The 23,670-nt window shown below is 72.7% G+C and carries 17 protein-coding genes and 1 pseudogene; 6 read left to right on the top strand and 12 right to left on the bottom strand.

The window, feature by feature from the left end; all coding sequences use genetic code 11:
* The first annotated feature begins 92 nt into the window (after positions 1-92).
* Complete coding sequence (locus U3649_RS07290; RefSeq protein WP_407354568.1) at positions 93-1,166, top strand: pentapeptide repeat-containing protein; 1,074 nt, start codon at positions 93-95, stop codon at positions 1,164-1,166.
* A gap of 472 nt (positions 1,167-1,638) precedes the next feature.
* Here U3649_RS07290 and U3649_RS07285 read toward each other — a convergent pair.
* From U3649_RS07285 to pilG, 5 genes and pseudogenes are all read right to left on the bottom strand, one after another.
* A pseudogene (locus U3649_RS07285) lies at positions 1,639-2,013 on the bottom strand (Hpt domain-containing protein); the annotation flags it as partial.
* A gap of 1,876 nt (positions 2,014-3,889) precedes the next feature.
* Positions 3,890-5,911: a methyl-accepting chemotaxis protein gene (locus tag U3649_RS07280; RefSeq protein ID WP_407354192.1), complete on the bottom strand. Its 2,022-nt coding sequence runs from the start codon at positions 5,909-5,911 to the stop codon at positions 3,890-3,892.
* A 32-nt stretch (positions 5,912-5,943) separates the two neighbouring features.
* Positions 5,944-6,501 carry a chemotaxis protein CheW gene (locus U3649_RS07275; protein ID WP_407354191.1) on the bottom strand — a complete coding sequence of 186 codons (558 nt, stop codon included), beginning with the start codon at positions 6,499-6,501 and terminating at the stop codon, positions 5,944-5,946.
* A complete protein-coding gene (locus U3649_RS07270) occupies positions 6,498-6,869 on the bottom strand; it encodes a response regulator (RefSeq protein ID WP_407354190.1) in 372 nt (123 codons plus the stop codon). Before U3649_RS07270 ends, U3649_RS07275 begins: the two co-directional genes overlap by 4 nt.
* A 19-nt stretch (positions 6,870-6,888) precedes the next feature.
* Positions 6,889-7,290: a twitching motility response regulator PilG gene (gene pilG, locus U3649_RS07265; RefSeq protein ID WP_407354189.1), complete on the bottom strand. Its 402-nt coding sequence runs from the start codon at positions 7,288-7,290 to the stop codon at positions 6,889-6,891.
* 185 nt (positions 7,291-7,475) lie between these two features.
* Here pilG and gshB point away from each other — a divergent pair, with 185 nt between their 5' ends.
* Together gshB and U3649_RS07255 are read left to right on the top strand one after the other, a co-directional pair.
* Entirely contained in the window at positions 7,476-8,432 is a 957-nt protein-coding gene (gshB, locus tag U3649_RS07260; protein ID WP_407354188.1) for a glutathione synthase, read from the top strand.
* Positions 8,433-8,540: 108 nt separating this feature from the next.
* Positions 8,541-9,419: an energy transducer TonB gene (locus U3649_RS07255; RefSeq protein ID WP_407354187.1), complete on the top strand. Its 879-nt coding sequence runs from the start codon at positions 8,541-8,543 to the stop codon at positions 9,417-9,419.
* 119 nt (positions 9,420-9,538) lie between these two features.
* Here the strand turns inward: U3649_RS07255 and lepB are convergent, their stop codons facing one another.
* The 5 genes from lepB to mrcB form a co-directional block, all read right to left on the bottom strand.
* A complete protein-coding gene (gene lepB, locus U3649_RS07250) occupies positions 9,539-10,168 on the bottom strand; it encodes a signal peptidase I (protein ID WP_407354186.1) in 630 nt (209 codons plus the stop codon).
* A gap of 105 nt (positions 10,169-10,273) precedes the next feature.
* On the bottom strand, positions 10,274-10,984 hold the full coding sequence (tsaB, locus tag U3649_RS07245) for a tRNA (adenosine(37)-N6)-threonylcarbamoyltransferase complex dimerization subunit type 1 TsaB (protein WP_407354185.1): 711 nt from the start codon (positions 10,982-10,984) through the stop codon (positions 10,274-10,276).
* A gap of 139 nt (positions 10,985-11,123) precedes the next feature.
* Entirely contained in the window at positions 11,124-13,307 is a 2,184-nt protein-coding gene (locus tag U3649_RS07240) for an ATP-dependent DNA helicase (protein WP_407354184.1), read from the bottom strand.
* Positions 13,237-13,773 carry a tetratricopeptide repeat protein gene (locus tag U3649_RS07235; RefSeq protein ID WP_407354183.1) on the bottom strand — a complete coding sequence of 179 codons (537 nt, stop codon included), beginning with the start codon at positions 13,771-13,773 and terminating at the stop codon, positions 13,237-13,239. The genes U3649_RS07240 and U3649_RS07235 overlap by 71 nt, the downstream gene beginning before the upstream one ends.
* Positions 13,770-16,244, bottom strand: coding sequence for a penicillin-binding protein 1B (gene mrcB / locus U3649_RS07230; RefSeq protein WP_407354182.1), 2,475 nt, complete (start codon positions 16,242-16,244; stop codon positions 13,770-13,772). The genes U3649_RS07235 and mrcB overlap by 4 nt, the downstream gene beginning before the upstream one ends.
* Before the next feature lie 182 nt (positions 16,245-16,426).
* On the opposite strand from mrcB, the gene U3649_RS07225 reads away from it, so the two are divergent.
* Positions 16,427-17,698, top strand: a complete 1,272-nt coding sequence (locus tag U3649_RS07225; RefSeq protein ID WP_407354181.1) for a glycosyltransferase — start codon at positions 16,427-16,429, stop codon at positions 17,696-17,698.
* Positions 17,698-19,005 (top strand): glycosyltransferase, encoded by a 1,308-nt coding sequence (locus tag U3649_RS07220; protein WP_407354180.1) that lies wholly within the window; start codon positions 17,698-17,700, stop codon positions 19,003-19,005. Before U3649_RS07225 ends, U3649_RS07220 begins: the two co-directional genes overlap by 1 nt.
* Before the next feature lie 6 nt (positions 19,006-19,011).
* On the opposite strand, the gene U3649_RS07215 is transcribed toward U3649_RS07220, so the two are convergent.
* Together U3649_RS07215 and U3649_RS07210 are read right to left on the bottom strand one after the other, a co-directional pair.
* Positions 19,012-20,634, bottom strand: a complete 1,623-nt coding sequence (locus U3649_RS07215) for a hypothetical protein (protein ID WP_407354179.1) — start codon at positions 20,632-20,634, stop codon at positions 19,012-19,014.
* A gap of 219 nt (positions 20,635-20,853) precedes the next feature.
* On the bottom strand, positions 20,854-22,998 hold the full coding sequence (locus U3649_RS07210) for a RelA/SpoT family protein (RefSeq protein ID WP_407354567.1): 2,145 nt from the start codon (positions 22,996-22,998) through the stop codon (positions 20,854-20,856).
* Between the two features lie 128 nt (positions 22,999-23,126).
* On the opposite strand from U3649_RS07210, the gene U3649_RS07205 reads away from it, so the two are divergent.
* On the top strand, positions 23,127-23,621 hold the full coding sequence (locus U3649_RS07205) for a hypothetical protein (protein WP_407354178.1): 495 nt from the start codon (positions 23,127-23,129) through the stop codon (positions 23,619-23,621).
* The last annotated feature ends 49 nt before the right edge of the window (positions 23,622-23,670 follow it).

The following is a 23,670-nucleotide window of genomic DNA, read 5'->3' as shown; positions in this document are numbered from 1 at the left end:
GTCGAGCAGGTCGCTGCTTTCCTCGACGAAGATATCGACCAGTTCGGCGTCCAGGCCGGCCAGGTCGAGCGGCGCGTCCGGGTCTTCGGCCGGTGTCGTCCCGGCCTGCGCAGTCGCGGCCCGGGCCGGTTCCGGCACGTCGGCATCGGCATCGGGTCCGGTCGCCGCGGTCGTTTCGGCCTCCAGGCGGGCAAGCCTGTCCTGCTCCGCGTATTCGGCTTCGAGGCGCGCGTACTCGGCCTCCTCCTCCGCCTGCAGACGTTCCGCTTCGAGACGCTCGGCTTCTAGGCGCTCGGCTTCGAGACGTTCGGCTTCGAGGCGTTCGGCCTCGACGCGCTCGGCTTCGAGACGTTCGGCTTCGAGACGCTCGACCTCGAGGCGCTCGGCTTCGAGACGTTCGGCTTCGAGACGTTCGGCTTCGAGACGCTCGGCTTCGAGACGTTCGGCTTCGAGACGTTCGGCCTCGAGACGTTCGGCTTCGAGGCGTTCGGCTTCGAGGCGTTCGGCTTCGAGGCGTTCGGCTTCGAGACGCTCGGCTTCGAGACGCTCGGCTTCGAGGCGTTCGGCTTCGAGGCGTTCGGCTTCGAGACGCTCGGCTTCGAGACGCTCGGCTTCGAGACACTCGGCTTCGAGACGCTCGGCTTCGAGACGCTCGGCTTCGAGACGTTCGGCCTCGAGACGTTCGGCTTCGAGGCGTTCGGCTTCGAGGCGTTCGGCTTCGAGGCGTTCGGCTTCGAGACGCTCGACCTCGAGGCACTCGGCTTCCATGCGCTCAGTCTCACCGTCCCGTTGCGATGCCGCCGCGTCTTCCCCGGATTCGCGCCCGAATTCCGGTATCGCCGCGCCGGCGAGATCGCCGTAGGCGCTCAGGTCCAGCGCCGACAGCTCCGCCTCCACCGGCCCCATCGCCGACGAGGCCTGGTCTTCGTCGGCATCGACCGGCGGTGCCGGCCGGACTTCCGGCAGGCCGTCGCGCAACGCCGCCAACCTTGCAGCCAGCGCCTCGCAGGTCGGCACCTGCGGACGGCTGGACTTCAGGCCGGCGACGGTCGCGCCCACGAGCGTCGACAGCTCGCCGATCGCGGCGACGCCTTCGGCATCGGCAACGGCCTGGGCCGCCAGCATCCTGCGGATGTAGGCCTCGGCCGGTGCCAGCGCTTCGGTGATCACCGGCACCTCGGCCATGGCGAAGGCGCCGTTCATGGTATGGACCGCGCGCAGCAGGGCGTCGTCGGCCGCGCTGTCGCCGGCGGCCGCGCGCTGCACCCATGCGTCCACGGTGGCGCGATGGCCGGTGACCTCGGCATCGAGGATCTCGAGCAGCAGCGCGTCGACCGAGGCGGGCACCATGCCGGGGGCTGGGCTGACGATCTCCGCGCTGGGCACGTCGGCCGGGGCATCCGCCGCGGCCGGTACCTGCGCTTCGATGCCGGGCTCCGGGGCGGCGCCTTCGGCCGCTTCGGGCGGGCCGGCCGGGGCCAAGGCACGGACGGCCGCGGGCCGCGGCAGCGCCTCGTCGCCGGCGGCGATGCGCTCGGCATCGGCCTGCATCTGCGCCAGGTCGACCCCGACCCCGACCGCGGCCTCGCCGCGCAGCGCCGACTGCAGCTGCGGCAGCGTGCGGAACGCCTGGTCGACCATCGCCACGACTGCCGGGGTCGCCGCGCGCGATCCGTCGAGCACGCGGTTGAGCAGGCTCTCGATCTTCCAGCTGAATTCGCCGAGAGTGCGGGCGCCGACCAGGCGGCCGCTGCCCTTGAGGGTATGGAACACGCGCCGGATCGGGCGCAGCCGCTCCATGTCGTGGGGCTGCTCGCGCCAGGGCGGCAGCAGCCGGTCGAGATTGTCGATCTCCTCGGCGAACTCCTCGAGGAAGACCTCGCGGATCTCGTCGTCTATGTCCTCGTCCGCCGCCTCGAAGCCGCCGTCCAGTCGGGCCGAGGCCACGGGCGCCGCCGGTTCCGGCGCGGCGGATTCGGCGCGCGGGTCCTGTCCGCCGCGCGGACGGTCCATGAACGCGGCCACGCCGGCGGCGATCGCCTCGGGCGCTGCCGCCGGCCCGCTGCCGGCGTCGGCGGCGACTTCGGCGACGGGCGCCTGTTCCGGCGGCAACGGCCAGTAGCCCAGCGTCTCGAGGCTGTTGCGGGCGATGTCGAGGATGTCGTCGCGGTTGCCGCGCTGCTCGCGCAGCGCCTCGAGGAAGTACTCGAGGCTGGCCAGCGCATCGGCCAGGGTGTCGAGTTGGCGGCCGTTGGGCACGCGCTTGCGCGCGAGCAGCTCGACCTCGGTATAGCGGCGCACGCCGGTCAGGTAGCCGGCCGGCAGCGGCAGCTCGAGCATCTGCAGCGCACCGGAGACTTCCTGCAGCAGGCGCGGGACCTCCACCAGTTCGCCGTGGTCCCAGCCGGTCTCGACGAAGGCGACGAACGCCTGCCGCGCATCGGCGAAGTTGGCGATCGCCTCGCGGGCGAGGACTTCCCCGGCCTTGCGCGATTCGCCGGCCAGCGGATCCTCGTCGCCGCTGGCGTCGCCGTCGCCGAGGCGCGCGACCTGGTCGTCCAGCGACGCATCGACGTACAGCAGCGAACCGGCGATGTCGAGCAGGGCGTTCTCGTCGGCCTGGCGGTCGCCGCGCACGATCGCCTCCATCGCCTCGCGCTGCTGCTGCACCACGGTGCGGGCGACGCCGAGGCCGAGCATGCCGAGGGTATCGGCGACGCGGCCCAGCGCCTCCACCTGCGGTTGCAGCGCGGCAGTGCTGCGCTCGCCGGTACGCAGGTGCAGGTCGAGCACGTCCTTGACCCGCAGCAGGTCTTCCTTCACCGCGCCCGCCACCGTGTCCAGGAGCGCGCGGTTGCGGCCGCGCAGGCTGCCGCGGGCGTGGTCGAGTTCGGCTTCGCTCGGCGCCGGTGCGTCGAGGTCGAAGGTGTCGCGCAGTTCGCGCAGCGCCGGGTGCTCGCCGCCGTCGTTGGCGACGTGGTAGAGCAGCTGCCGGGTCGGCTCGAGCGCGGTCCCCGGGGACGGCACGCCGAAGCCGTCGTGCTGCAGCTGCTGCCGCGCCTCGCGCACCACGCCGGCGAAGCCCTGGCGCAACGCCGCGTCCGGCGCGATCGCGCCGTCGCGCAGCGCCTGCATCGTGCGCGAAGCGACCCACAGCATCCGCCGCACCGGCTCCTCGTGCGCTTGCGGCAGCAGCGCCTCCAGCGTCGCGGCGAACGCCGCCGGGTCGGCCGGGGCGCCGTCGTCCGGCCAGCCCGCCATCGCCGCGTTGAGTTCCGCCAGCCGTTCCGCCGTGCGGCCGCGCGCCGGATCCGGCTCGGGCGCCGCCTGCGGCAGGTCGGCCGGCAGCGGACGCTGCAGGTCGGGCGCGAACAGCACGCTTTCGCTCAGGCCCGCGGCGCCGCGCGCCGCGCGCAGTTCGTTGAGCAGCGGCAGCAGCACGATCGGGATGTCCTTGTGCCCGCCCTGCAGGCGCTCCAGGTAGTCGGGCAGCAGCACGGCGCCGCGCATCAGCGAGGCGCAGGCGCCGTCGCGGTCGCGGGTGGCGCCCTCCTGCAGGGCCTGCGCCAGCCGCTCCATCTCCTCGGCGACCATCGCCGGCGCATACAGCTCGACCATGCGCAAGGTGCCCTGCACCTGGTGCAGGTAGCCGACGCAGAAACGCATGCGGCTGATGTCGGTGGGATCGTCGACGAACGCCTCGATCTCGATCCGCGCCTGCTGCAGCGTCTCGTCGAGCTCCGGCTTGATCCAGCCGAGCGTGGTGTAGTCGATCGCGTCGCGCAGCGCCGTCATCGCGCCCTCCCGAGGAGATGCGCGCGCGCGCTGCTGCAGGCGTTACCGGTGCGCTTCATGCTCGTGTTCGTCTCGTCCTGGCGGCCGGCCGCGGTCAGGCCGGCAGCTTGAAGTCGGCCACCGAACGGCGCAGGTCGGCGGCGAGTTGGGCCAGGTTGCCGATCGACTCGGCGGTCTGGCTGGCGCCTTGCGAGGTCTGCGCGGTGATCGACTGGATCGTGTTCATCGCCTGGGTGATGTTGGAGGCCGCGGCCGACTGCTGCTGCGCGGCGCTGGAGATGCCCTGAATCAGGTCGGCCAGGCTGGTCGACACGCTCTCGATCTCGCCCAGCGCGGTGCCCGCGTCCTCGGCCAGGCGCGCGCCGGCGACCACCTCGGAGGTCGTCTGCTCCATCGAGCTGACCGCCTCGTTGGTATCGCTCTGGATGGTCTGCACCAGGGTCTCGATGCGCTTGGTGGCGTTGGAGGCGCGCTCGGCGAGGCGCTGCACCTCGTCGGCCACCACCGCGAATCCGCGGCCGGCCTCGCCCGCGGACGCCGCCTGGATCGCCGCGTTCAGCGCCAGGATGTTGGTCTGCTCGGAGATGTCGTTGATCAGTTCCACGATCGAGCCGATCTCCTGGGACGACTCGCCCAGCCGCTTGATGCGCTTGGAGGTCTCCTGGATCTGGTCGCGGATCGAGTCCATGCCCTGGATCGTCTGCCGCACCACGCCCGCGCCCTTGGTCGCGATCTGCACCGAGCGCTGCGCCACGTCGGCCGACTCGGCGGAGTTCCTCGACACCTGGTCGATGCTGGCCGCGATCTCGCTGATCCGGGTCGAGGCCGAGGTGATCTCGCGCGCCTGGTGCTCGGCGGCCTCCGCCAGGTGCATGGCGGTGGCCTGGGTCTCCTGCGCGCTGGAGGACACCTGCACCGAGGTGTCGTTGATCGTCTGCACCAGGTTGCGCAGCTGCTCGACCGCGAAGTTGATCGAGTCGGCGATCGCGCCGGTCATGTCCTCGGTCACCGTGGCCTTGACGGTCAGGTCGCCTTCGGCCAGCGAGCCCATCTCGTCCAGCAGGCGCATGATCGCCTCCTGGTTGCGGTTGTTGAGCTCCATGGTGGTTTCGTAGCGCTGCTTCTGCGCGCGGTTCAGGCTGAGCACCAGCAGCACGATCGCGGCCAGCGCCAGCGCGCCGGCGGCGATGCTGATCCAGACGTTGCCGAGGATGCTGGTGTCGGCCAGCGAGCCGAACGCGGTGAACGCCTGGAACAGCGCCTCGCTGTCGGACAGCAACTGGTCGGAGCCTGCGGTCAGCGCCGCGGCCGCGGCCTGGGCGCCGAACAGGTTCTGCGCGCTGCCGAGGATGGCGTCGAGGTCCTGCTTCATCTCGGCCCACAGTTCGCCGACGCTCTCCAGCGCGGCCAGCGAGCCGCTGTTGCTGAGCGCCTGCACGTTCATGCCCTCGTCGCCGGCGCGCAGCCCCTCGAGCACCTGCTCGAACACGCCGACGTCGCGCGCCAGCGCCTCGCCCGCGATCGCCGCGCCTGCGCCGCCGGCCTGGATCTCGGTGACGCGGCGGGCCATGGTCGAGGCCAGCACCACCTCGCGCAGCGCGATGTAGACCTGCGAGGCCGGCGAGCCGCTGTTGGACATCGCCCGCACCAGCTCGTCGAGCTGCGCCTGCAGCTGCGGCACCCGCTGGGTGAAGCGTTCGGCATTCCCGGCCAGCGCCAGCACCGCCTGCTCGCTGGCGATGACCTGCTGCGCGTGCTGCTCCAGGGGCGCCCAGGTCTCGCTCACGCTGCGGATCGGCCCGGCGACGCCGGCGGTGGTGCCGAAGTTGGCGTTGAGCCCGGCGACGTCGCCGTCGATCTGCGCCTTGGTCGCCTTGAACGCGGCATAGGCCTCGGCGTCGCCGGCCACCGCCTCGCGGCCCTGGATCGCCAGCCGCTGCGAGTTCACCTGCAGGCTGGAGGCCGCGGTGCTGGCGCCGCCCAGCCGCGCCGCCTTCCAGATCGCGTAGCCGGTGTTGGCGCCGAAGACCAGCAGCGCGATCGCCAGCACGGTCAGCCAGAAGTTGGTGCCCAGAGTGCGGCCCTTGCCGGCGACGGTGTCCAATACGGTGCTCATGGCGTTACCCCTGTGTTCTTTCGATGCGGCGATCAGGCCGCGGCTTGTCTGAATTCGGGCGTGCGGGCCAGCCGGTCGAGGCTGAAGACCGCCCACTCGTCCCCGCCGAGCCGGTAGGCGCGATCGAGGAAATGCGCATAGCGTCCCTCCGCCAGCCGTTCGACCGGCACCAGCTGCTCCTCGAGGAAGCTGCGCTGGCCGTACAGTTCGTCGATCGTGACCGCGACATCGCCGCCGGGCTGGCGCACCAGCAGCACGCGCTGGCTTTCGTGCAGCACCGTGCGCGCGCCTTCCAGGAACTGCTTGAGGTCGACGATCGGCAGCAGGTTGCCGCGGATGTTGGCCACGCCCAGCATCCACGGTTGCGCGCCGGGCACCGGCGTGATCTGCGGCATCGGCAGGATCTCGATCACCTCGTCGAAGCCGGAGGCCAGGCGGTGATCGCCGACACGGTAGCCGACGCCGCGCCACAGGCCGGGCGCATCCAGTTGCTCCGGCAGGCCGGCCACGTGGACCAGGCTCCGGCGCTCGTAGTCGAGCAGTGCGCCGAACGGATCGTCCGAAAGCCGCGGTGCGCCGGCCGTCTTCATGTCGCGGCGCCGAGCAGCTCGTCGATGCTGCCGATCAACGCTTCCTCGCTCGGCGGCTTGACCAGGTAGCCCTTGGCGCCCTGGCGCATGCCCCAGGCGCGGTCGGTGTCCATGCCCTTGGTGCTGACGATGACGACCGGGATCGCGCTGGTATCGGCGTCGCGCGACAGCGCGCGGGTGGCCTGGAAGCCGTTCATGCCGGGCAGCACCACGTCCATCAGCACCAGGTCCGGGCGCTCGCGCCGGCAGACCTCGATGCCGTCCTCGGCGCTGGCCGACGTCAATACCTGATGGCCGTTGCGCTCGAGCAGCTGCGTCAGGACCGCGACATCGGTCGGCGAATCTTCGATCAACAGGATGCGTGCCATGGATTGCCCTTCCCCCCGGTCAGGCGTTGACGTGCTTGCGGATCGCGTCGAGCAGTTCCTCGCGCGTGAATGGTTTGGTGACGTACTGCTCCGAGCCCACGATGCGGCCGCGCGCCTTGTCGAACAGCCCGTCCTTGGACGACAGCATGATGACAGGCATCTGCCTGAAAAGCTGGTTGTTCTTGATCAGGGCGCAGGTCTGGTAGCCGTCCAGCCGCGGCATCATGATGTCCACGAAGATGATCTGCGGATGCTGGTCGGCGATCTTGGCCAGCGCCTCGAAGCCGTCGACCGCGGTCGTGACCTCGGCCCCCTCGCGCCTGAGCAGCGTCTCCGCGGTCCGGCGGATGGTTTTCGAGTCGTCGATCACCATCACCCGCAAGCCATCGAGGCTGCCGGCGCGTTTTTCGTCTTGCGTCATCAATGATCCCCTGGCGCGATGTTCCCGACGGCCGACATCGCTGCAAACCGTCTTATATCCCAGTCGGCCGGCGCACTGTCAAGCTTCGCACGCGGGGCTCGCCGCCGCGAGCCCCGGTTGGCGGCACTGCGTCGCACTCCGCGCCTGCTGCTAACATCGCTGCGTCTCCCACACCGTCACCCGCCATGCCGCTCGACGTCGTCGTCGTGATGGACCCGATCGGGTCGATCAAGGTCGCCAAGGATTCGACTTTCGCGATGCTGCTGGCGGCGCAGCGCCGCGGCCATCGCCTGCACTACGTCCTGCCCGGCGGGCTGGCGGTGACCAACGGCGTCGCCAATGCGCGCGTTGCGTCACTGGCGGTCCGCGACGACCCCGAGGACTGGTACGAACTGGGACCGGTGTCGCAGCGGATCCTCGGGCCCGGCGACGTGGTGCTGATGCGCCGAGACCCTCCGGTGGACGCCGAGTACGTCTACGACACCCAGATCCTCGGGCTGGCGCAGCGCGCCGGCGCGCGCGTGGTCAACGACCCGCAGGGCCTGCGCGACCTCAACGAGAAGCTGGCCGCGCTGGAATTCCCGCAGTGCTGCCCGCCGACCCTGGTCAGCCGCGAGGCGGCCGCGCTCAAGGCCTTCGTGGCCGAACACGGCGACGCCGTGCTCAAGCCGCTGGACGGAATGGGCGGACGCTCGATCTTCCGCACCCGCGCCGGCGACCCCAACATCAACGTGATCCTGGAAACGCTCACCCACGGCGGCAGTCGAACCGCGATGGCGCAGCGCTACCTGCCCGAGATCGCCGACGGCGACAAGCGCATCCTGCTGATCGAGGGCGAGCCGGTGCCGTACTGCCTGGCGCGGATCCCGCAGGGCGACGAGTTCCGCGGCAACCTGGCCGTCGGCGGCCGCGGCGAGGGCCGGCCGCTGAGCGAGCGCGACCGCTGGATCGCCGCCCAGGTGGGCCCGGAGATGAAGCGCCGCGGCATGGTCTTCGTCGGCCTGGACGTGATCGGCGACTGGCTGACCGAGGTCAACGTCACCAGCCCGACCTGCATCCGCGAACTCGATGCGCAGTTCGGCCTCGACATCGCCGGCGACCTGTTCGCCGCGATCGAGGCGCCGGATGGTGGAAGCAACTAGCCACGGATTTGCGCGGATGAACACGGATCAGGCATTTCCACGAGCGGCCCTGCCCCATCCGCGTGGATCCGCGCGGGTCGGCGGCAAGACGGCGTTCCTCCACGGCGTATGAACGCCGTCGTCGCCATTCCGCCGCCGCCGATCGGCGATCGCGAGCGCCTGAGCGCGACCCTGGTGCTGTCGCTGTTGCTGCACGGCATGCTGGTGCTGGGCCTGGGCTTCGCGCTCGACGACGCCGCGCCGGTGCTGCCGACGCTGGACGTGATCCTGACCGAGACCACCAGCCCGCTGACGCAGTCGCAGGCCGACTTCCTCGCCCAGGCGAGCAACCAGGGCGGCGGCGAGCACGACCAGAGCCGGCGTCCGCGCGAGTCGCAGCTCGGCCACGCGCCGCAGGACGAACCGGGCATCGCACCGGAGCCGCTGCGCGCGCAATCGCCGGACGCGCGGCCGCCGCCGCAGGCTCGGGTGATCAGCAGCCGCCGCGGCGAGCAGCAGGTCGTCGCGCCCGACCCGACCCCGCAGGCCGATCCCTCGCTGCTGCCCGAGGGCCGCGACCGGATCGAGCGCGACATGGAGATGGCACGGCTGGCCGCGGAGATCCACCTGCGTTCCGAGCGCTACGCCAAGCGGCCCAAGCGCAAGTTCGTCTCCGCCAGCACCCAGGAGTACGCCTACGCCGCCTACCTGCGCACCTGGGTGGACCGCGTGGAGCGGGTGGGCAACCTGAACTATCCCGACGAGGCGCGGCGCCGGCAGCTGGCCGGCGAGCTGGTGATCAGCGTGGCGATCCGCCGCGACGGCTCGGTCGAGAACGCGCAGGTGATCCGCTCCAGCGGCATCCGCCTGCTCGACGACGCCGCCCTGCGCATCGCCCGCCTCGCCGAGCCCTACCCGCCGTTGCCCAGGACCGACGAGGAGGTCGACATCCTGCACGTCACCCGGACCTGGCAGTTCCTGCCGGCGGGCGAGTTGATCGACGGCTGATGGAACCGGGAATGGGGAATCGGGAATAGGGAATCGGAAAAAACATAGGGGACCGCTGCCGCTTCCGTTGCCGTTTTTGCTTCAACGATTCCCTATTCCCGATTCCCCATTCCCGCTCTTCAGAGGCGCTTCCAGACGAAGCCCTCGCCGCGGCGGTGGTACACCGCCACCGCGCGCCCGTAGAACTCGCGCTCCGGCACCAGCCCGAAGTAGCGGCCGTCGGCGCTGCGCCCGCGATGGTCGCCGAGCACCAGCACCATGCCGTCGGGCACGACTGTCGGCACGATGCCGGGGCCGCCGCCGTGGCGCAGGTCCAGCGCCACCTCGCGCGTGCCGAAGCGCTCGACGTCGATCATGCCGTCCGGCTGCAGGGCGGCGCCGTTGATACGCAGGCGGCCATCGACCAGTTCCACCGTGTCGCCGGCCACCGCCACCGCCCGCTTGATCAACCGCGTGCCGTCGGCCGGCGAGTCGAACACCACCACCTCGCCGGGGCGCGGACCGCCGCGCGCCACCACGTCGACCAGGGTGAAGGGGATCCGCACGCCGTAGGCGGTCATGTCCACGGCCACCCGGTCGCCGGGCTGCAGCGTCGGCTGCATCGAGCCGCTGGGCACGTGGTAGTGGTTGGCGAACGACGAGCGCGCCGCCAGCATCAGCGCCGCGAGCACCAGCAGCGGCAGCAGCTCGGCGCGGACCCGGTCCAGCGCCGTGCGGGACTTGCTGCGGTCGGATTCGGCGATGTCCATGAGGTCTCCACTGCCCGGGGGAAGCCGCGCGACGGCCGCGGCGGATGTTCGGACCGGTCCGCGCCGGCGGAGTTCGCGCCGGACGCCGCGGCGGCGGCGCCGAAGCTAGTCCGCGGCCCGCCGGGCCTGCTGCTCGGCGGACGTCAGGGCGACCCGGTCGCGCAGGTAGGCGGGCTCGACCCGCTCCGGCGCGATCGCGCGGCCGGCCTCCAGCTCCGGCGCCGCGAGCCGCGCGACGTCGCCGGCCCGCGGCAATGCGGCGGCGTCGATGCCGCTCATGCGCGGACCCAGGCGCGTCGACAGCGCGCCCTCGACGGCGGCGAAGCCGGTCCCCGCTCCCCACCATCCCGGCGCGTCGTCGGGCAGCGGGACCTGGCCGGGACCGGCGACCGACTCGGCCGAGAGCGCCGACAGCCGCCCGTCGGCGCGGCGGAAGGCGCCGCTGTAGACCTCGCCCATGCGCGCATCGATGGCAGCGAGGATGCGCACGGGCTCCAGGCGCCCGGGCGCGGCCCGCATCGCCAGCGCGGCCAGGGTCGACACCGGCACCACCGGCCGGTCCAGCGCCAGCGCGATCCCCTGCGCCAGCGCGATCGCCAGGCGCACGCCGGTGAAGGCGCCGGGCCCGCGGCCGACCGCGACCGCATCGAGCTGCGCGCGGGCGATCCCGGCCTCGGCCAGCAGCGCCTCCGCCCACGGCAGCGCCAGTTCGGCGTGCCGCCTGGGCGCGAGCTCGAAGCGTTCCAGCACGGCGCCGTCGTTCCAGAGCGCGACGGAGCAGGCCTCGGTGGCGGTTTCGAAGGCGAGGAGGATCATGGGAATCGGGAATCGGGAATCGGGAATCGGGAATCGGGAATCGGGAATCGGGAATCGGGAATCGGGAATCGGGAATCGGGAATCGGGAAGAGCATACGGGGTCACTGCCTTTTGTTCCGGCTTTTGCTTCAACGATTCCCTATTCCCCACTCCCGATTCCCGACCCGCCAAAAAACGCCTCGACGTCCGCCACCTCGCGGGTGACCGGGAACGGCGGCATGGATTCCATGAACACCCGGCCATAGCCCTTCCCGGTCAGGCGCGGATCGCACAGCACCAGCACGCCGCGATCGCTCTCGCTGCGGATCAGGCGGCCGACGCCCTGCTTGAGCGCGATCACCGCCTGCGGCAGCTGCTCGTCCGGGAACGGGTTGCCGCCGGCGCGGCGGATCGCCTGCAGCCGCGCCTCGAACACCGGGTCGTCGGGCGCCGCGAACGGCAGCTTGTCGATGATCACCACGCTGAGCGCGGCGCCGACCACGTCCACGCCCTCGCGAAAGCTGGCGGCGCCGAGCAGCACGCCGTTGCCGGATTCGCGGAAGCGCTGCAGCAGCACGTGGCGCGGCGCCTCGCCCTGCACGAACAGCGGCCAAGGCCCGCCGCGCAGCAGCGCCGCCGCCTCGCGCAGCGCGCGGTGCGAGGCGAACAGCAGGAAGGCGCGGCCGCCGGACGCGTGCAGCACCGGCAAGACCGCATCGACCACGGCGCCGGTGTAGTCGCGCGCCGCCGGCTGCGGCAGCCGCGGCGGCAGGTAGCACAGCGCCTGCGTGTTCCAGTCGAACGGGCTCGGCGCCAGCAGGGTCTCCGGCGCATCCAGCCCCAGGCGCGCGGCGATGTGGTCGAAACGGCCGCCGACCGCCAGTGTCGCCGAGGTGAATACCCAGGCCGCGCGCGACTGCTCGCGGTGCTGGCGCAGCGGACCGGAGACGTCCAGCGGCGTGCGCTGCAGGCGGAAGCCGCGCGGCGACAGCTCGTACCAGCGCACGTCGTCGGCATCCTCGGCGAGGTCACGCGGCGCCGGCGCATCATCGGCGTCGCCTTCGGCGGCGGCGTCCGCGGCGCCGTCCTGCCGCCATCGCGAAAGGCGATTGCAGAACTCCAGCGTGCGCGCGTGGCAGGCGTCGAACCCAGGCGCCGCTTCGCGCAGCGGCGCCACCGCCGCGGCGAATCCACGCAGCGCCGCGGCCAGTGCCGCCAGCGCCTCGTCCACCGCCGCGTCGTCCAGGGCGCGGTCGCGGGTGCCGCGCGGCGGCAGCGCCTCCATCGCCGCGCGCAGCCCGCGCACCGCCTGCTCCAGGTCGCGCGCCGGCGCCTGCAGCACCGCCAGCGATCCCTCGACCTCCTTGCATTCGCCCAGCGCATCGCGCGCCAGTTCGACCAGCGGGCGCGCGCTCAGCCCCTCGCCGAAGAACTGCGCCGCGAGTTCGGGCAGCTGGTGCGCCTCGTCGACCACGAACGCCTGCGCGCCCGGCAGGATCTCGCCGAAGCCTTCCTGCTTGAGCGCCAGGTCGGCCAGCAGCAGGTGATGGTTCACCACCACCAGGTCGGCGGACTGCGCGCGCTGCCGCGCCTGCACCACGAAGCACTCGCTCCAGAACGGGCACTCGCTGCCCAGGCAGTTGTCGACGGTGGAGGTCACCATCGGGATCAGCGGCGAGTCGTCCGGCAGCGCTTCCAGCTCCGCCAGGTCGCCCATGCGCGTGCGCCCGGCCCAGGCGACGACGCGCTGGAACAGCGCCACCTGCTCGCGCGAGGCGAACGCGCCGGCGAACATCTTCGGCTCGCCCTTGGCGCGCTCGAGCCGGTAGCGGCAAAGATAGTTGGCACGGCCCTTCAGCAATGCGCTCTTCAGGCCGACGCCGAGCGCATCGCGCACCCGCGGCAGGTCGCGGTGGTAGAGCTGGTCCTGCAGCGCGCGGGTGCCGGTGGAGACGATGGTCTTCAGGCCGGAGAGCAGCGCCGGCACGAGGTAGGCGAAGGTCTTGCCGGTCCCGGTCCCCGCCTCGGCCAGCAGCGCGCCGCGCCGTTCGAAGGCGGCGGCGATCGCAGCCGACAGCGCCTGCTGCGACGGTCGCGGCACGAACGCGGCGATCTTCCCCGCCAGCGCGCCGCCCTCGCCCAACGCGGCGCGGCCGGCCTCCGACAGCGTGTCGCCGGCGATGGCCGCGGCAGGATCCGGGCTCACGGCGTCTTCCCGCGCGGTGGCGACGGGCGCGGGCGCGCGCTCCCGCCGCGGACTCGACGCCGCATGCTCAGTACCGCACGGGACCGGCGACCTTGCAGCCGTCGATCTGTTCCCGCGCCGACGCCGCGCCGTCCGCATCCCCTTCACTCAGCCGCAGCTGCTCCAGGGTGGCCCAGTGCCGGCGGCACAGCGGCCCGACCTGCGCACCGAGCGCGTAGGCGCGCCGGGCCAGCCGGTCGGCCGTGGCGTAGTCGCCCAGCAGCAGGGCGACTTCGGCGCGCTCCTGCAGCAGCGCCGGGTCGTCGTCGACGATCCGCAGCGCGCGGTCGAGCGCGTCCGCGGCGCCGGCGTAGTCGCGCTGCGTTTCGAGCCGCGCCGCCTGCTGGCGCAGGTCCTCGACCTGCGGATCGCGCAGCGGCTGCACCGCCAGTTCGCCTTCGCCGTCGCCGGCGGCCGCCCGGATGCTCGCGACCATCCGTTCCGCCGGGATCTCCGTTCCGCGCGCAACGGGCGCATCGGCAGGCGCGCTGGCGCAGGCCGCCAGGGCCAGGGCCAGCAGGATCGGAGCCGCATGCGGCGGGAAGGCGGCGAGGCGTCTGCTCATGGTTCGTCTTCGGATTGCGGAACGGGTTGGCCTTCTGGTTCGGCGACGGGCGCGGCCTCGGCCGGCGGCTCGCGGTTGCCGAGCCCGAACCAGCGCCGCCAGCCGCGTGCCGGCGCCTGCTGCTGCGCCGGCTGTCCCTGCTGCGGGACCTGCGCGCCATCGGACTCGCCGTAGGCGTCGTAGTAGGGGTCGGGCCGACCATAGTCGCAAGGCTGGTAAGGCGGCGCGAACCCTTCGACGAAGGGGAAACGGCGTGCCTGCGGACACCCGGAGTCGGTGCTGAAGCTCTGCACCACCGATTGCCAGTCCAGGCCGCCGTCGCCCACCTCGAGCGGCGCGCTGGGCAGCCGCACGAACAGGTCCGACCAGGCCCGCATCGCGCCGGTGGCGCCGTACAGGCCGGTGGACTCGTTCTGGTCGTTGCCGATCCACACCACTGCCAGGTGATCGCCGGTCCAGCCGGCGAACCAGCTGTCGCGGCCGTCGTTGCTGGTGCCGGTCTTGCCGGCGGGCTTGAGCCGGCCGAGGCCGTCGTTGACCAGCTGGCGGCCGGTGCCGGAGGTCACCGCATGCTGCAGCGCCAGGGTGACCAGGCGCGCGGCCACCGCGTCGCCCTCCTGGGCATCGGCGGGCGCCTGATCGTAGCGGTTGACGGTGCGCCCGTCCGGATCCAGCACCCCGCGCACCAGCCGCAGCGGCTGGATCTCGCCGCCGGAGGCCAGGAACTGGTACAGCTGCGCCATCGCGTACGGGCTCTGGTCGACCGAGCCCAGGATCAGCGACGGGTTGGGGTCGGCCTCGATCCCGGCCAACGTGCGCAGCAGGTCCGCCAGCCGGCGCGGATCGACCTGCATCCCGATGCGCACCGTGGCCTGGTTGTAGGAGCGCGCCAGCGCGTCGATCAGGCGCACGCTGCCGTGGCTGCGCTTGTCGGAATTGACCGGCGTCCAGCGCTTGCCGTTGGGCAGGGTGACGGTGACCGGCGCGTCGTCGACCCAGGTCGCCAGCGAGTAGCTGGCCGGCTGCGCCAGCGCCAGCAGGTACACGAACGGCTTGAGCAGCGAGCCGACCGGGCGGTGCGCCTCGATCGCGCGGTTGAAGCCGTGCTGGGTCGGATCGCGGCTGCCGACCACCGCGACCACCTCGCCGTTGTCGACGTCGGTCAGCACCAGGCCGGCCTGCAGCGACGGGCGCTTGTCCTTGCCCAGCGCTTCGAGCGTGCGCCGCACCGCGCCTTCGGCATACGCCTGCGCCGAAGGCGACATCGCCGTCATCACGCTCAGGCCGGCGCCCTGCAGGGCGTCGGACGGGTAATCGCGCGCCAGCTGCCGCCGCACCAGGTCGACGTAGGCGGGGAAACGGTTGGCCGCCAGGCTTCCGGGCGAGTTGCTGATGCCCAGCGGCGCGGCGACGGCACGCTCGAACTCGGCGGCGTCGATCAGGCCGCTTTCGCGCATCTGCGCCAGCGCGAAATCGCGCCGCTGCCGGGCGCGCTCCGGGTGCCGGCGCGGATCGTAGTACGACGGACCGCGGATGATCCCCACCAGCAGCGCGATGTGCTCGGTCTCCAGGTCGGCCAGCCGGCGCCCGAACCAGAACTCGGCGCCGGCGGCCACGCCGTGGATCGCCTGCGCGCCGCGCTGGCCCAGGTAGACCTGGTTGAGATAGGCCTCGAGGATGGTGCCCTTGTCGTAGCGCGCCTCGATCAGCAGCGCGTAGAGGATCTCGTTGAACTTGCGGGCATAGGTCTGCTCGCGGCCGATGCCGAGCAGCCCCGAGCGCGCCAGCTGCTGGGTCAGGGTGCTGCCGCCCTGCTTCGCCTCGCCGGCGCGCAGGTTGACCCAGGCGGCGCGCAGCATGCCGCTGAGGTCGATGCCGTGGTGGTGGGCGAAATCGCGGTCCTCGACCGCCTGCAGCGCGTCGGTCAGCAGCATCGGCACCTCCTCGATCCGCACCAGCCGCCGCTCCTCCTGCTTCTGGCCGTACAGCGTGGCGATCCGCGCCGGGTCCAGCCGCGCGCGTTCGACCGCCTTGCCGCTGCCGGCATCGCGCAGGCGCGAGATCCGGCCGCCGGACAACGCGACCTCGAGCCGCGAGGGCGCGACGGCGCCGTCCACGTCCTGGAAGCCGCGGCTTGCGATCACCCATTCGCCTTCGCCGCCGGACCAGGTGCCGGCGCGCTCGCCGCCGCCCGCGCGGTAGCCGGCCGATTCGAGCTCGACCTGCAGCGTGCGCGCGTCCATCGCCAGCCCCGGCGCCAGCTGCAGCGGCCGGGCGTAGACCCGGGTCGGCACCTGCCATTGCAGCTCGCCGAAACGCCGGCTCACCTGCTGGTTCAGGTACAGGGTGTAGGGGATCAGCAAGCCGAGGCCGAGACCGACCGCGGCCAGCCCCCAGGTGAGGATCCGCCGTCGCCAGTCGGCGCGCGCGCGGTGGTCGTGATCGTCTTCGTCGTAATCGATGCGGGCCATGAACCTGGGGTCTGTGCGTCCTCGGCCCCGACGCGACCTACTCCGCACGGGTGAACGGAATCCGGTACGACGCGCACGCGCGGGATGCGACAATGGGCATTCCCGCGAGTCTAGCGCAGCGGCGCCGGCGCGATCGCGCCGCGGGTGACCGACCATTCAGATTGCGAGCGACAGCCGACGCCGTGTTCCCGACCCTGACGTATCACTGGCGCCGGCTGCGCGCCCGCCTGCACCGGCTGCGCCTGGCGCTGCACGCGCGCGGATGGCGCGGCATGCTGGCGCGGCTGCAGGCGCCGCCGCGGCCGGCATCCGCCCCGGTGCCGCGGCTGCAGGCATCGCAGCCGCCCGGCCGCGGCCGTCGCGTCCTGCTGATCGACGTCGCCACGCCGCGGCCCGACCGCGACTCGGGCTCGCTGCGGGCGTTCAACCTGATGCGGCTGCTGCGCGCGGACGGCTACCGGGTCGACTTCCTGCCCGACGATCGCGCCGAGGCCGGCGAATACGCGCAGGCCCTGCGCGGCCTCGGCGTGGCCGTGCATGCAGGCGCCGAAGCCTATCCGCGCTGGTTCGCGCAACACTTGCGCGACTACGACGTGCTGGTCGTCAGCCGCTATCACCTGGCCGAATTCCTGATCCCGCTGGCGCGGCAGGTCGCTCCCGCGCTGCGGGTCGTGCTCGATACCGTGGACCTCCACCACCTGCGCGAACGGCGCGAGGCCGACCTGCGCGACGACGGTCGGCTCAGGCGGCTGGCGGCGGTCACCCGCAAGCGCGAACTGCAGGCGGTGGCGGCCGCGGACGTGGCCTGGGTGGTCAGCACCGTGGAAGCCGAACTGCTGCGTGGGGCATTGCCGACCGCGCAGATCGAGGTCCTGCCCAACCTGCACGAGGCCGAAGACGCGCCGGCGCCGTTCCCGCAGCGCAGCGGCCTGCTGTTCGTCGGCGGTGCGCGGCACCCGCCGAACGTGGATGCGGTGCACTGGCTGCTGGCCGAAATCTTTCCGCGCGTCCGCGCCCATATGCCCGGCTGCATGCTGCACATCGTCGGAGAGGGCATGTCCGAAGCTGCGGCCGCCGATGCTCCGCTCGCATCCGGCGTGCAACTTCACGGACACGTGCCAGACCTCCGGCCGCTGCTGGCCCGGTGCCGTGTCGGCCTGGCGCCGCTGCGCTTCGGCGCCGGGGTCAAGGGCAAGATCAACCTGTGCATGGCCGCCGGCATGCCGGTGGTGGCGACCTCGTGCGCCGCCGAGGGCATGCACCTGCGCGACGGCGACGACCTGCTGGTGGCCGACGCCGCCGAGGCGTTCGCCGATGCGGTCGTCCGCCTGCATGGCGACGCGGCGCTGTGGTCGCGGCTGGCGCGCGCCGGTAGCGACAACGTGCGCCGGCACTTCTCGTTCGAGGCCGCGCGCGCCACGATCGCCGCCTCCCTGCCGCCCGCCTCCGGCTGATGCGCCTGCTGCTGATCGCCTACGAGTTTCCGCCCAGCCCGTCGCCGCAGTCGCTGCGCTGGACCTATCTCGCGCGCGAGCTCGCCGCGCTCGGGCACGAGGTGCACGTGCTGGCGCCGGACCTGGGCGGCGAGACGCCCGGGCTGCCGGCCCTGCCCGACAGCGTGCGCGTGCACCGCACCTTCCCGGGGCCGGTGCGGGGAATGCTCGCGTTCGTCCGCAAGCGGCGCCGGACGGCGACTGCCGCGCCTGCGCGGACGGCCCCTCCCGCATCCACCGATCCCGGAGCGGGCGCCGCTGCCTTGCGCCCTCCGCGCAACTGGAAGCAGCAGGCGTCCGAGGTGGTGCAGGCGGCGGCGCAGCGCGTCTGGTTTCCCGACGTCCGCGGCGAATGGCGGTTCTGGGCGGAACGCGCGCTGGGGCCGCTGCTCGAGCGCATCGCTCCCGATCTGGTGATCAGTTCGCACGAGCCCGCCACCACGCTCGAACTCGGCCTGTCGGCGCAGGCACGGGGCTTGCGCTGGGTGGCCGATCTCGGCGATCCGGTGCTGGCGGGCTATGTCGCGCCGCAATGGCGCGATCGCGCCGGGCGGCTGGAGAAGCAGGTCTGCGACCGCGCCGACCTGGTCACGGTCACCAACGCCGGCGCCGCCGAGCTGCTGCGCCAGCGCCATGGCCGCCGCGCGGACGTCGGCGTATTGCCGCAGGGATTCGACGACCGGCCACGCACGCGGGCGACCACGCCGCCGGGGATCTTCGAGCGCGACCGGCTCGAGCTGCTGTACACCGGCAGCTTCTACAGCTTCCGCCGCGCCGACGCGCTGATACGGGCCCTCGAGGCGCATCCGGCGCTCCGGCTCAGCATCGCCGCGGTGACCGTGCCCGAGGCGATCGTCTCGGCGGCGAAGGCTGCACCGGAGCGGATCCGCCTGCTCGGTTTCCTGCCGCACGGCGCGATCCTGGACCTGCAGCGGCGGGCCGACGTGCTGATCAACATCGCCAACGACGACGCCACCCAGATCCCGGGCAAGTTCTACGAGTACCTGGGGGCCGGCCGGCCGATCCTGCACCTGGGCAACGGCAACGACCCGGTCGCCCCCATGGTCGTGCGGTTGCGGCGCGGCTGGACCTGCCACAACGACGCCGAGGCCATCGGCGCGCGGTTGCTGGCGCTGGCGCGGAACAAGGTGCAAGGCTGCCTGGACCGGGAACTGGCGCTGGGCCCCGAGACGGTCGGCGAATACGGATGGCGGCAGATCGCCGGCCGGCTGGACGCGCTGCTGCGGGCCGTCGCCGCACGCGCCTGACCCCGCTCAGTCGCCCGATACCGACGCCGCGCGCAGCCGTTCGGCGAACTCCGCACGCCCGGGCACCGCAGCATCGACCTCGCGCGCGGATCGCAGCGCCGATCTCGCCGCCTGTACCTCGCCCGCGGCGAGGCGCTCCTCGCCGATCGCGAGCCAACGCTGCGCCAGGCGCCGCCGCGCCTGCGCCAGGGCCTCCTGGTCGTCGGCCAGCGTGGCGCGGACGTCCAGGCACGCGCGGGCGCGGCCGAGACTGTTGCTGCGCAATTCGCGCTCGAAGCAATCGCGCGCGAACGGCAGCAGCCGGTCGGTCGCGCGGCGCACCCGCGCATCGTCCGGCGCCAGGGCCCGGGCAGCGCGCAGCTTGTCGTAGGCACTGTCGCCCGGCGGCGCCAGCAGGTCGCCACGCTGCTCGGCCGCGGCGGCGTCGCGCAGCAGCCCGTCGACCCGCTGCTGCCGCTGCCGCGACGAAGGGGCCGGCTCCAGCTGCGCCTTGAGCCGGCGCGAGTGCTCGATGCGCTGGGTCGCATCGCGCACCGCCGCGTGCTCCGGCGCCATCGCCCGGGCCCGCGCGATGGCGACGTCGGCGTCGGCGAAACGGAAGTCGGCCGCCAGCCGCTCGGCGCGCCGCGCCAGGGCCACGCCGACCTGGACCAGGCCGGAACGCGCGTCGGGCGCATCGGCATCGATGTCCAGCAACCGGCGGAAACCGCGCTCGGCCGAGTCCAGGCGGTTTGCCTCCAGGTCCTCGGTGGCGCTGCGCAGCGCAGCGTCGCGCTCCTCGGCCAGCCGCGCCTCGGTGTCGGGCAGATCGACGTGCCCGGGGTCGTGTTCGCGGGCCACCGCGATCGCCGCGGCGGCCGGCGCGAACTCGCCGCGGCGCAGGCCGTCGCGTGCGTCCTGCAACAGTTGCCCGATCGCGTCCTCGCGCGCGCGCAGCACGTCGTCGTTGCCCGGGTCCAGTTGCAGGATGCGCCGGTACAGGGGCAACGCGGCGTCTTCGGCGCCATGCAGGCGGCCGGCCTCGTGCGCCCGCTGCGCGCGGGCCCACATGCGGTCGAGCCCGGCATGGGCCGCCTCGCGCACGCGCAGGGCGTCGGCGGCGGCTTGGGTGACGTCGCGCGGCGCCGACAGTTCGCGCGCCAGGCGCAGCGCCCGGTGGGCCTGGTCGAAGCGGTTCTGCCGGGTGGCGTTTTCGGCCTGCGTCAGGGCGGCCAGCGCGACCTGCGCCAGTCCCTGCCGGGCCTCGTTGCGGTCGGGTTCCATCGCCAGCGCGGCCTCGTACAGCTCGCGGGCACCGCTGCCGTCGGCGGCGCTCAGGTGGCCGCGCTGCAGCGCCGCGGCGGCGGCCTCGCGCAGCTCCTGGGCGCGCGGCTGCGGCCACAGGCGTTCGGCCAGCGGCTCGCGCAAGACGAGCAACAGCAGCAGGAAGGCCCCCAGCGTCGCCGCCAGCCACGGCCAGTGGCGCTGCCACTGCCACCCGGCCTCCGTTCCCCGGCCGCGGGACATGCGGCGCCTGCCGGGACGCCAGGCGCCGAACTCGCCGAGGACCGGTTCGCGCCTGCCGTCCGGCCGGGGTGCCGGCGTTTCGCCGGAAGCGGGCGGAATCTGCGGATCGTGGTCGCGGCTCACGCACGCAGCATACTCAAGAGACGCGCACGAATGCCGGATTCGGGAATCGGGAATCGGGAATCGGGAATCGGGAATCGGGAAAGGCTAAGGGTCCGTCATCCCAGCGCAAGCTGGAATCCAGCTTGCGTTTCCGCAACGTCCAGAGCGGATCCCGGCTTGCGCTGTGATGACGAGCAGAAGCGGTCGGGCTTTTCAGGTCCGGCTCCTCGATCCCGGTGCTCAAGCCCGCCAGGCGCGCTCCACTCCGGCGATGCCCTCGATCTTCCCCAGCAGCCGCGACAGCTGGCCATAGTCCTGCACCCGCAGTTGCATTCGCAGCCGCATCCGGCCGAGGCCGCGCACCGCCTCGCTGCTGATCGCCAGCACGTGCGCGTCCTCCTGCGCGATCAGGTTGGTCAGGTCCTTGAGCAGATGCTTGCGGTCGACGCCCTCCACGGTCACGTCGGCGTCGTGGGCGCCGCGGGTGTGCCCCCACTCCACCGGCAGCATCCGCTGCGGCTGGCGCGCCGCCATCCGCTGCAGGACGGCGCAGTCGGCGCGATGCACGCTGACGCCGCGCGAACGGGTGAGATAGCCGGCGATCGCCTCGCCCGGCAGCGGCCGGCAGCAGCGTGCGGTCTGCACCAGCAGGTTGTCGACGCCGACCACGCTGAAGGCCGAACTCGGCTGCGGCGGCTTGCGCGGCGCCCGCGGCGCGGCCACCGCCGCCGGCTCCGGCGGTGCCGCCTGCTCCAGCAGCGCGCGCGTGACCTGGTGCGGGCCGACGTCGCCGAGGGCGACCAGCACGTGCAGGTCGTCGAGCGTGGCGGCGTTGAACTTGCGCAGCGCCGGCGCCGGATCGGCGTGCTGCAGCCCCAGCCGCTTGAGTTCGCGATCGAGCAGCTCGCGCCCGGCCTGCAGGTTGCGCTCGCGGTCGAGCTTGTGGAACCAGGCCCGCACCTTGTCGCGCGAGCGGCCGCTGGCGAGATAGCCGTTGGCGGCGACCAGCCAGTCGCGGCGCGGCTCGGCGGTCTTGCCGGTGAGGATCTCGACCCGGTCGCCGCTGTGCAGGCGGTGGTCGAGCGGCACGATGCGGCCGTTGACCTTGGCGCCGCGGCAGCGGTGCCCGACCATGGTGTGCACGTGGTAGGCGAAATCCAGCGGCGTGGCGCCGCGCGGCAGGTCGATCACCTCGCCCATCGGCGTGAGCGTGTAGATGCGGTCCTCGACCAGCTCGGTGTCCAGCGCGCCGGCCAGCGCCGCCTCGTCGCCGCCGTCCTGGTGCGACTCGAGCAGCCTGCGCATCCATTCGATCTTGCGCTCCAGCGCGGCATCGCCGCTGCCGCCCTCCTTGTAGCGCCAGTGCGCGGCCACGCCGAGTTCGGCCTGTTCGTGCATCTCGCGGGTGCGGATCTGCACCTCCAGGGTCTTGCCCTCGGGGCCGATCACGGCGGTATGCAGCGAGCGGTAGTCGTTGCGCTTGGGCCGGGCGATGTAGTCGTCGAATTCGCTCGGCACCGGCGCCCACAGCGCGTGCACCACCCCCAGCGCCGCGTAGCAGGCGGGCACGTCGTCCACCAGCACCCGCACCGCGCGCAGGTCGTACAGTTCGCCGAAGGGCACGTCCTTGCGCTGCATCTTCCTGTAGATGCTGTACAGGTGCTTCGGCCGGCCCGCGACCTCGGCTCGTACTCCCTGCGCCGCCAGCGCGCCGCCGAGGTGGCGCTTGACCTGCTCGATGTAGCGTTCGCGGCCGGTGCGCTTGTCGTCGAGCAGGCCGGCGATGCGGCGGTAGGTCTCCGGATCGAGATAGCGGAAGGCGAGGTCCTCCAATTCCCACTTCAGCTGCCAGATGCCGAGGCGGTTGGCGAGCGGCGCGTGGATGTCGCGGGTCAGCTGCGCCAGCGCGCGGCGCTGCCCGTCCGGCGCCTTCGCCGCAGCGCGCAGGTGCGCCAGCTGCCGTGCCAGCAGGATCGGCACCACGCGTAGGTCGCGCACGATCGCCAGCAGCAGGCGCCGCAGGCCCTCCTGGTTGCCGCGCCCGCCGCGCTCGGCGTGCAGCGCCCAGACCTGGTGCGCGGCGCGCTGGCCATCGAGCAACGCGGCGATCGCCGGGTGCCGTTGCGACAGTTCCGCCTCGACGCGGCCGGCCCAGGCCGGCGCCGCGTACAGGATCGCGGCGACGACGACCTCGGCGTCCGCATTCAACAGCGCCAGTGCCCGCAGCGTGTCGGCCAGCAACGGCAGCGGCTCGTCCGGCATGGTCGCGGCACCATCGCCGCCGCGGGCGGCGCGCTCGAGCATGTCGCGCAGCACGGGCGTCAGCGCCGCGGTGGTCGGCAACGCGAACAGGGTGTCCAGCGGAGTGCTGTCGGCGGCCACCAGGATGGGTCACGACGATCGGGGCAGTGGGTCTACACTACAAGCTGTCCAGGCAATCCAGAAGCCGCCGGCGTCCGCAGCGTGGCTTCCGCTGCCGCGTCATCATCGATCTCCACCACGAGGAACCCGTCATGCGTACCCTTCGACTCCTGTCCGTTGCCGCGCTGCTGGCCTGTGCCGCATCCGTCGCCGCGCAGCAGCCGCCGCTCGAGCAGCAGATGACGCACCAGGAATTCGTCGATGCCGGCCTGAACAAGCTCAGTCCGCAGGAGTTGGCCGCGCTCAATGCCTGGCTGCAACGGCGTCCCGGGGCAGGCGACGCCGCCGCGGTCGAGCAGGCGCGCGAGGAAGGCCGGCGCGAGGCCGCGGAGCGGCGAGGCGGGTTCCTCGGCAACCGCGACAGCGAACCGGTCGAGAGCACTCTCACCGGCGAGTTCCGTGGCTTCGGCAAAGGCAACCGCTACACGCTCGCCAACGGCCAGGTCTGGGAGCAGACCGACGCCGCCAGCCTGGCCGGCGTGCGCGCGACCGATCCGAAGGTGACGGTGCGGCCGGGCATGTTAGGTGCCTGGTGGCTGCAGATCGACGGCTACAACACCCGCGCCAAGGTGCGGCGGATCGAGTGACGGCGCCGGAAGGCCGGAACCAAGCCCGCTCTACGGGGCGCGGGCACCG

Source organism: Luteimonas sp. R10, assembly GCF_045689605.1.
Taxonomy (GTDB): domain Bacteria; phylum Pseudomonadota; class Gammaproteobacteria; order Xanthomonadales; family Xanthomonadaceae; genus Luteimonas.
The sequence above is the reverse complement of the archived record's forward strand: the minus strand, read 5'-3'. Positions and strand labels throughout refer to the sequence as shown.

Coding starts and splice junctions, on each gene's coding strand:
- U3649_RS07280 (WP_407354192.1), bottom strand. CDS start 5,911: ATGAGCACCGTATTGGACACCGTCGCCGGCAAGGGCCGCACTCTGGGC.
- U3649_RS07275 (WP_407354191.1), bottom strand. CDS start 6,501: ATGAAGACGGCCGGCGCACCGCGGCTTTCGGACGATCCGTTCGGCGCA.
- U3649_RS07270 (WP_407354190.1), bottom strand. CDS start 6,869: ATGGCACGCATCCTGTTGATCGAAGATTCGCCGACCGATGTCGCGGTC.
- pilG (WP_407354189.1), bottom strand. CDS start 7,290: ATGACGCAAGACGAAAAACGCGCCGGCAGCCTCGATGGCTTGCGGGTG.
- gshB (WP_407354188.1), top strand. CDS start 7,476: ATGCCGCTCGACGTCGTCGTCGTGATGGACCCGATCGGGTCGATCAAG.
- U3649_RS07255 (WP_407354187.1), top strand. CDS start 8,541: ATGAACGCCGTCGTCGCCATTCCGCCGCCGCCGATCGGCGATCGCGAG.
- lepB (WP_407354186.1), bottom strand. CDS start 10,168: ATGGACATCGCCGAATCCGACCGCAGCAAGTCCCGCACGGCGCTGGAC.
- tsaB (WP_407354185.1), bottom strand. CDS start 10,984: ATGATCCTCCTCGCCTTCGAAACCGCCACCGAGGCCTGCTCCGTCGCG.
- U3649_RS07240 (WP_407354184.1), bottom strand. CDS start 13,307: ATGCGGACGGCGCGGCGTCGGCGCGGGAACAGATCGACGGCTGCAAGG.
- U3649_RS07235 (WP_407354183.1), bottom strand. CDS start 13,773: ATGAGCAGACGCCTCGCCGCCTTCCCGCCGCATGCGGCTCCGATCCTG.
- mrcB (WP_407354182.1), bottom strand. CDS start 16,244: ATGGCCCGCATCGATTACGACGAAGACGATCACGACCACCGCGCGCGC.
- U3649_RS07220 (WP_407354180.1), top strand. CDS start 17,698: ATGCGCCTGCTGCTGATCGCCTACGAGTTTCCGCCCAGCCCGTCGCCG.
- U3649_RS07205 (WP_407354178.1), top strand. CDS start 23,127: ATGCGTACCCTTCGACTCCTGTCCGTTGCCGCGCTGCTGGCCTGTGCC.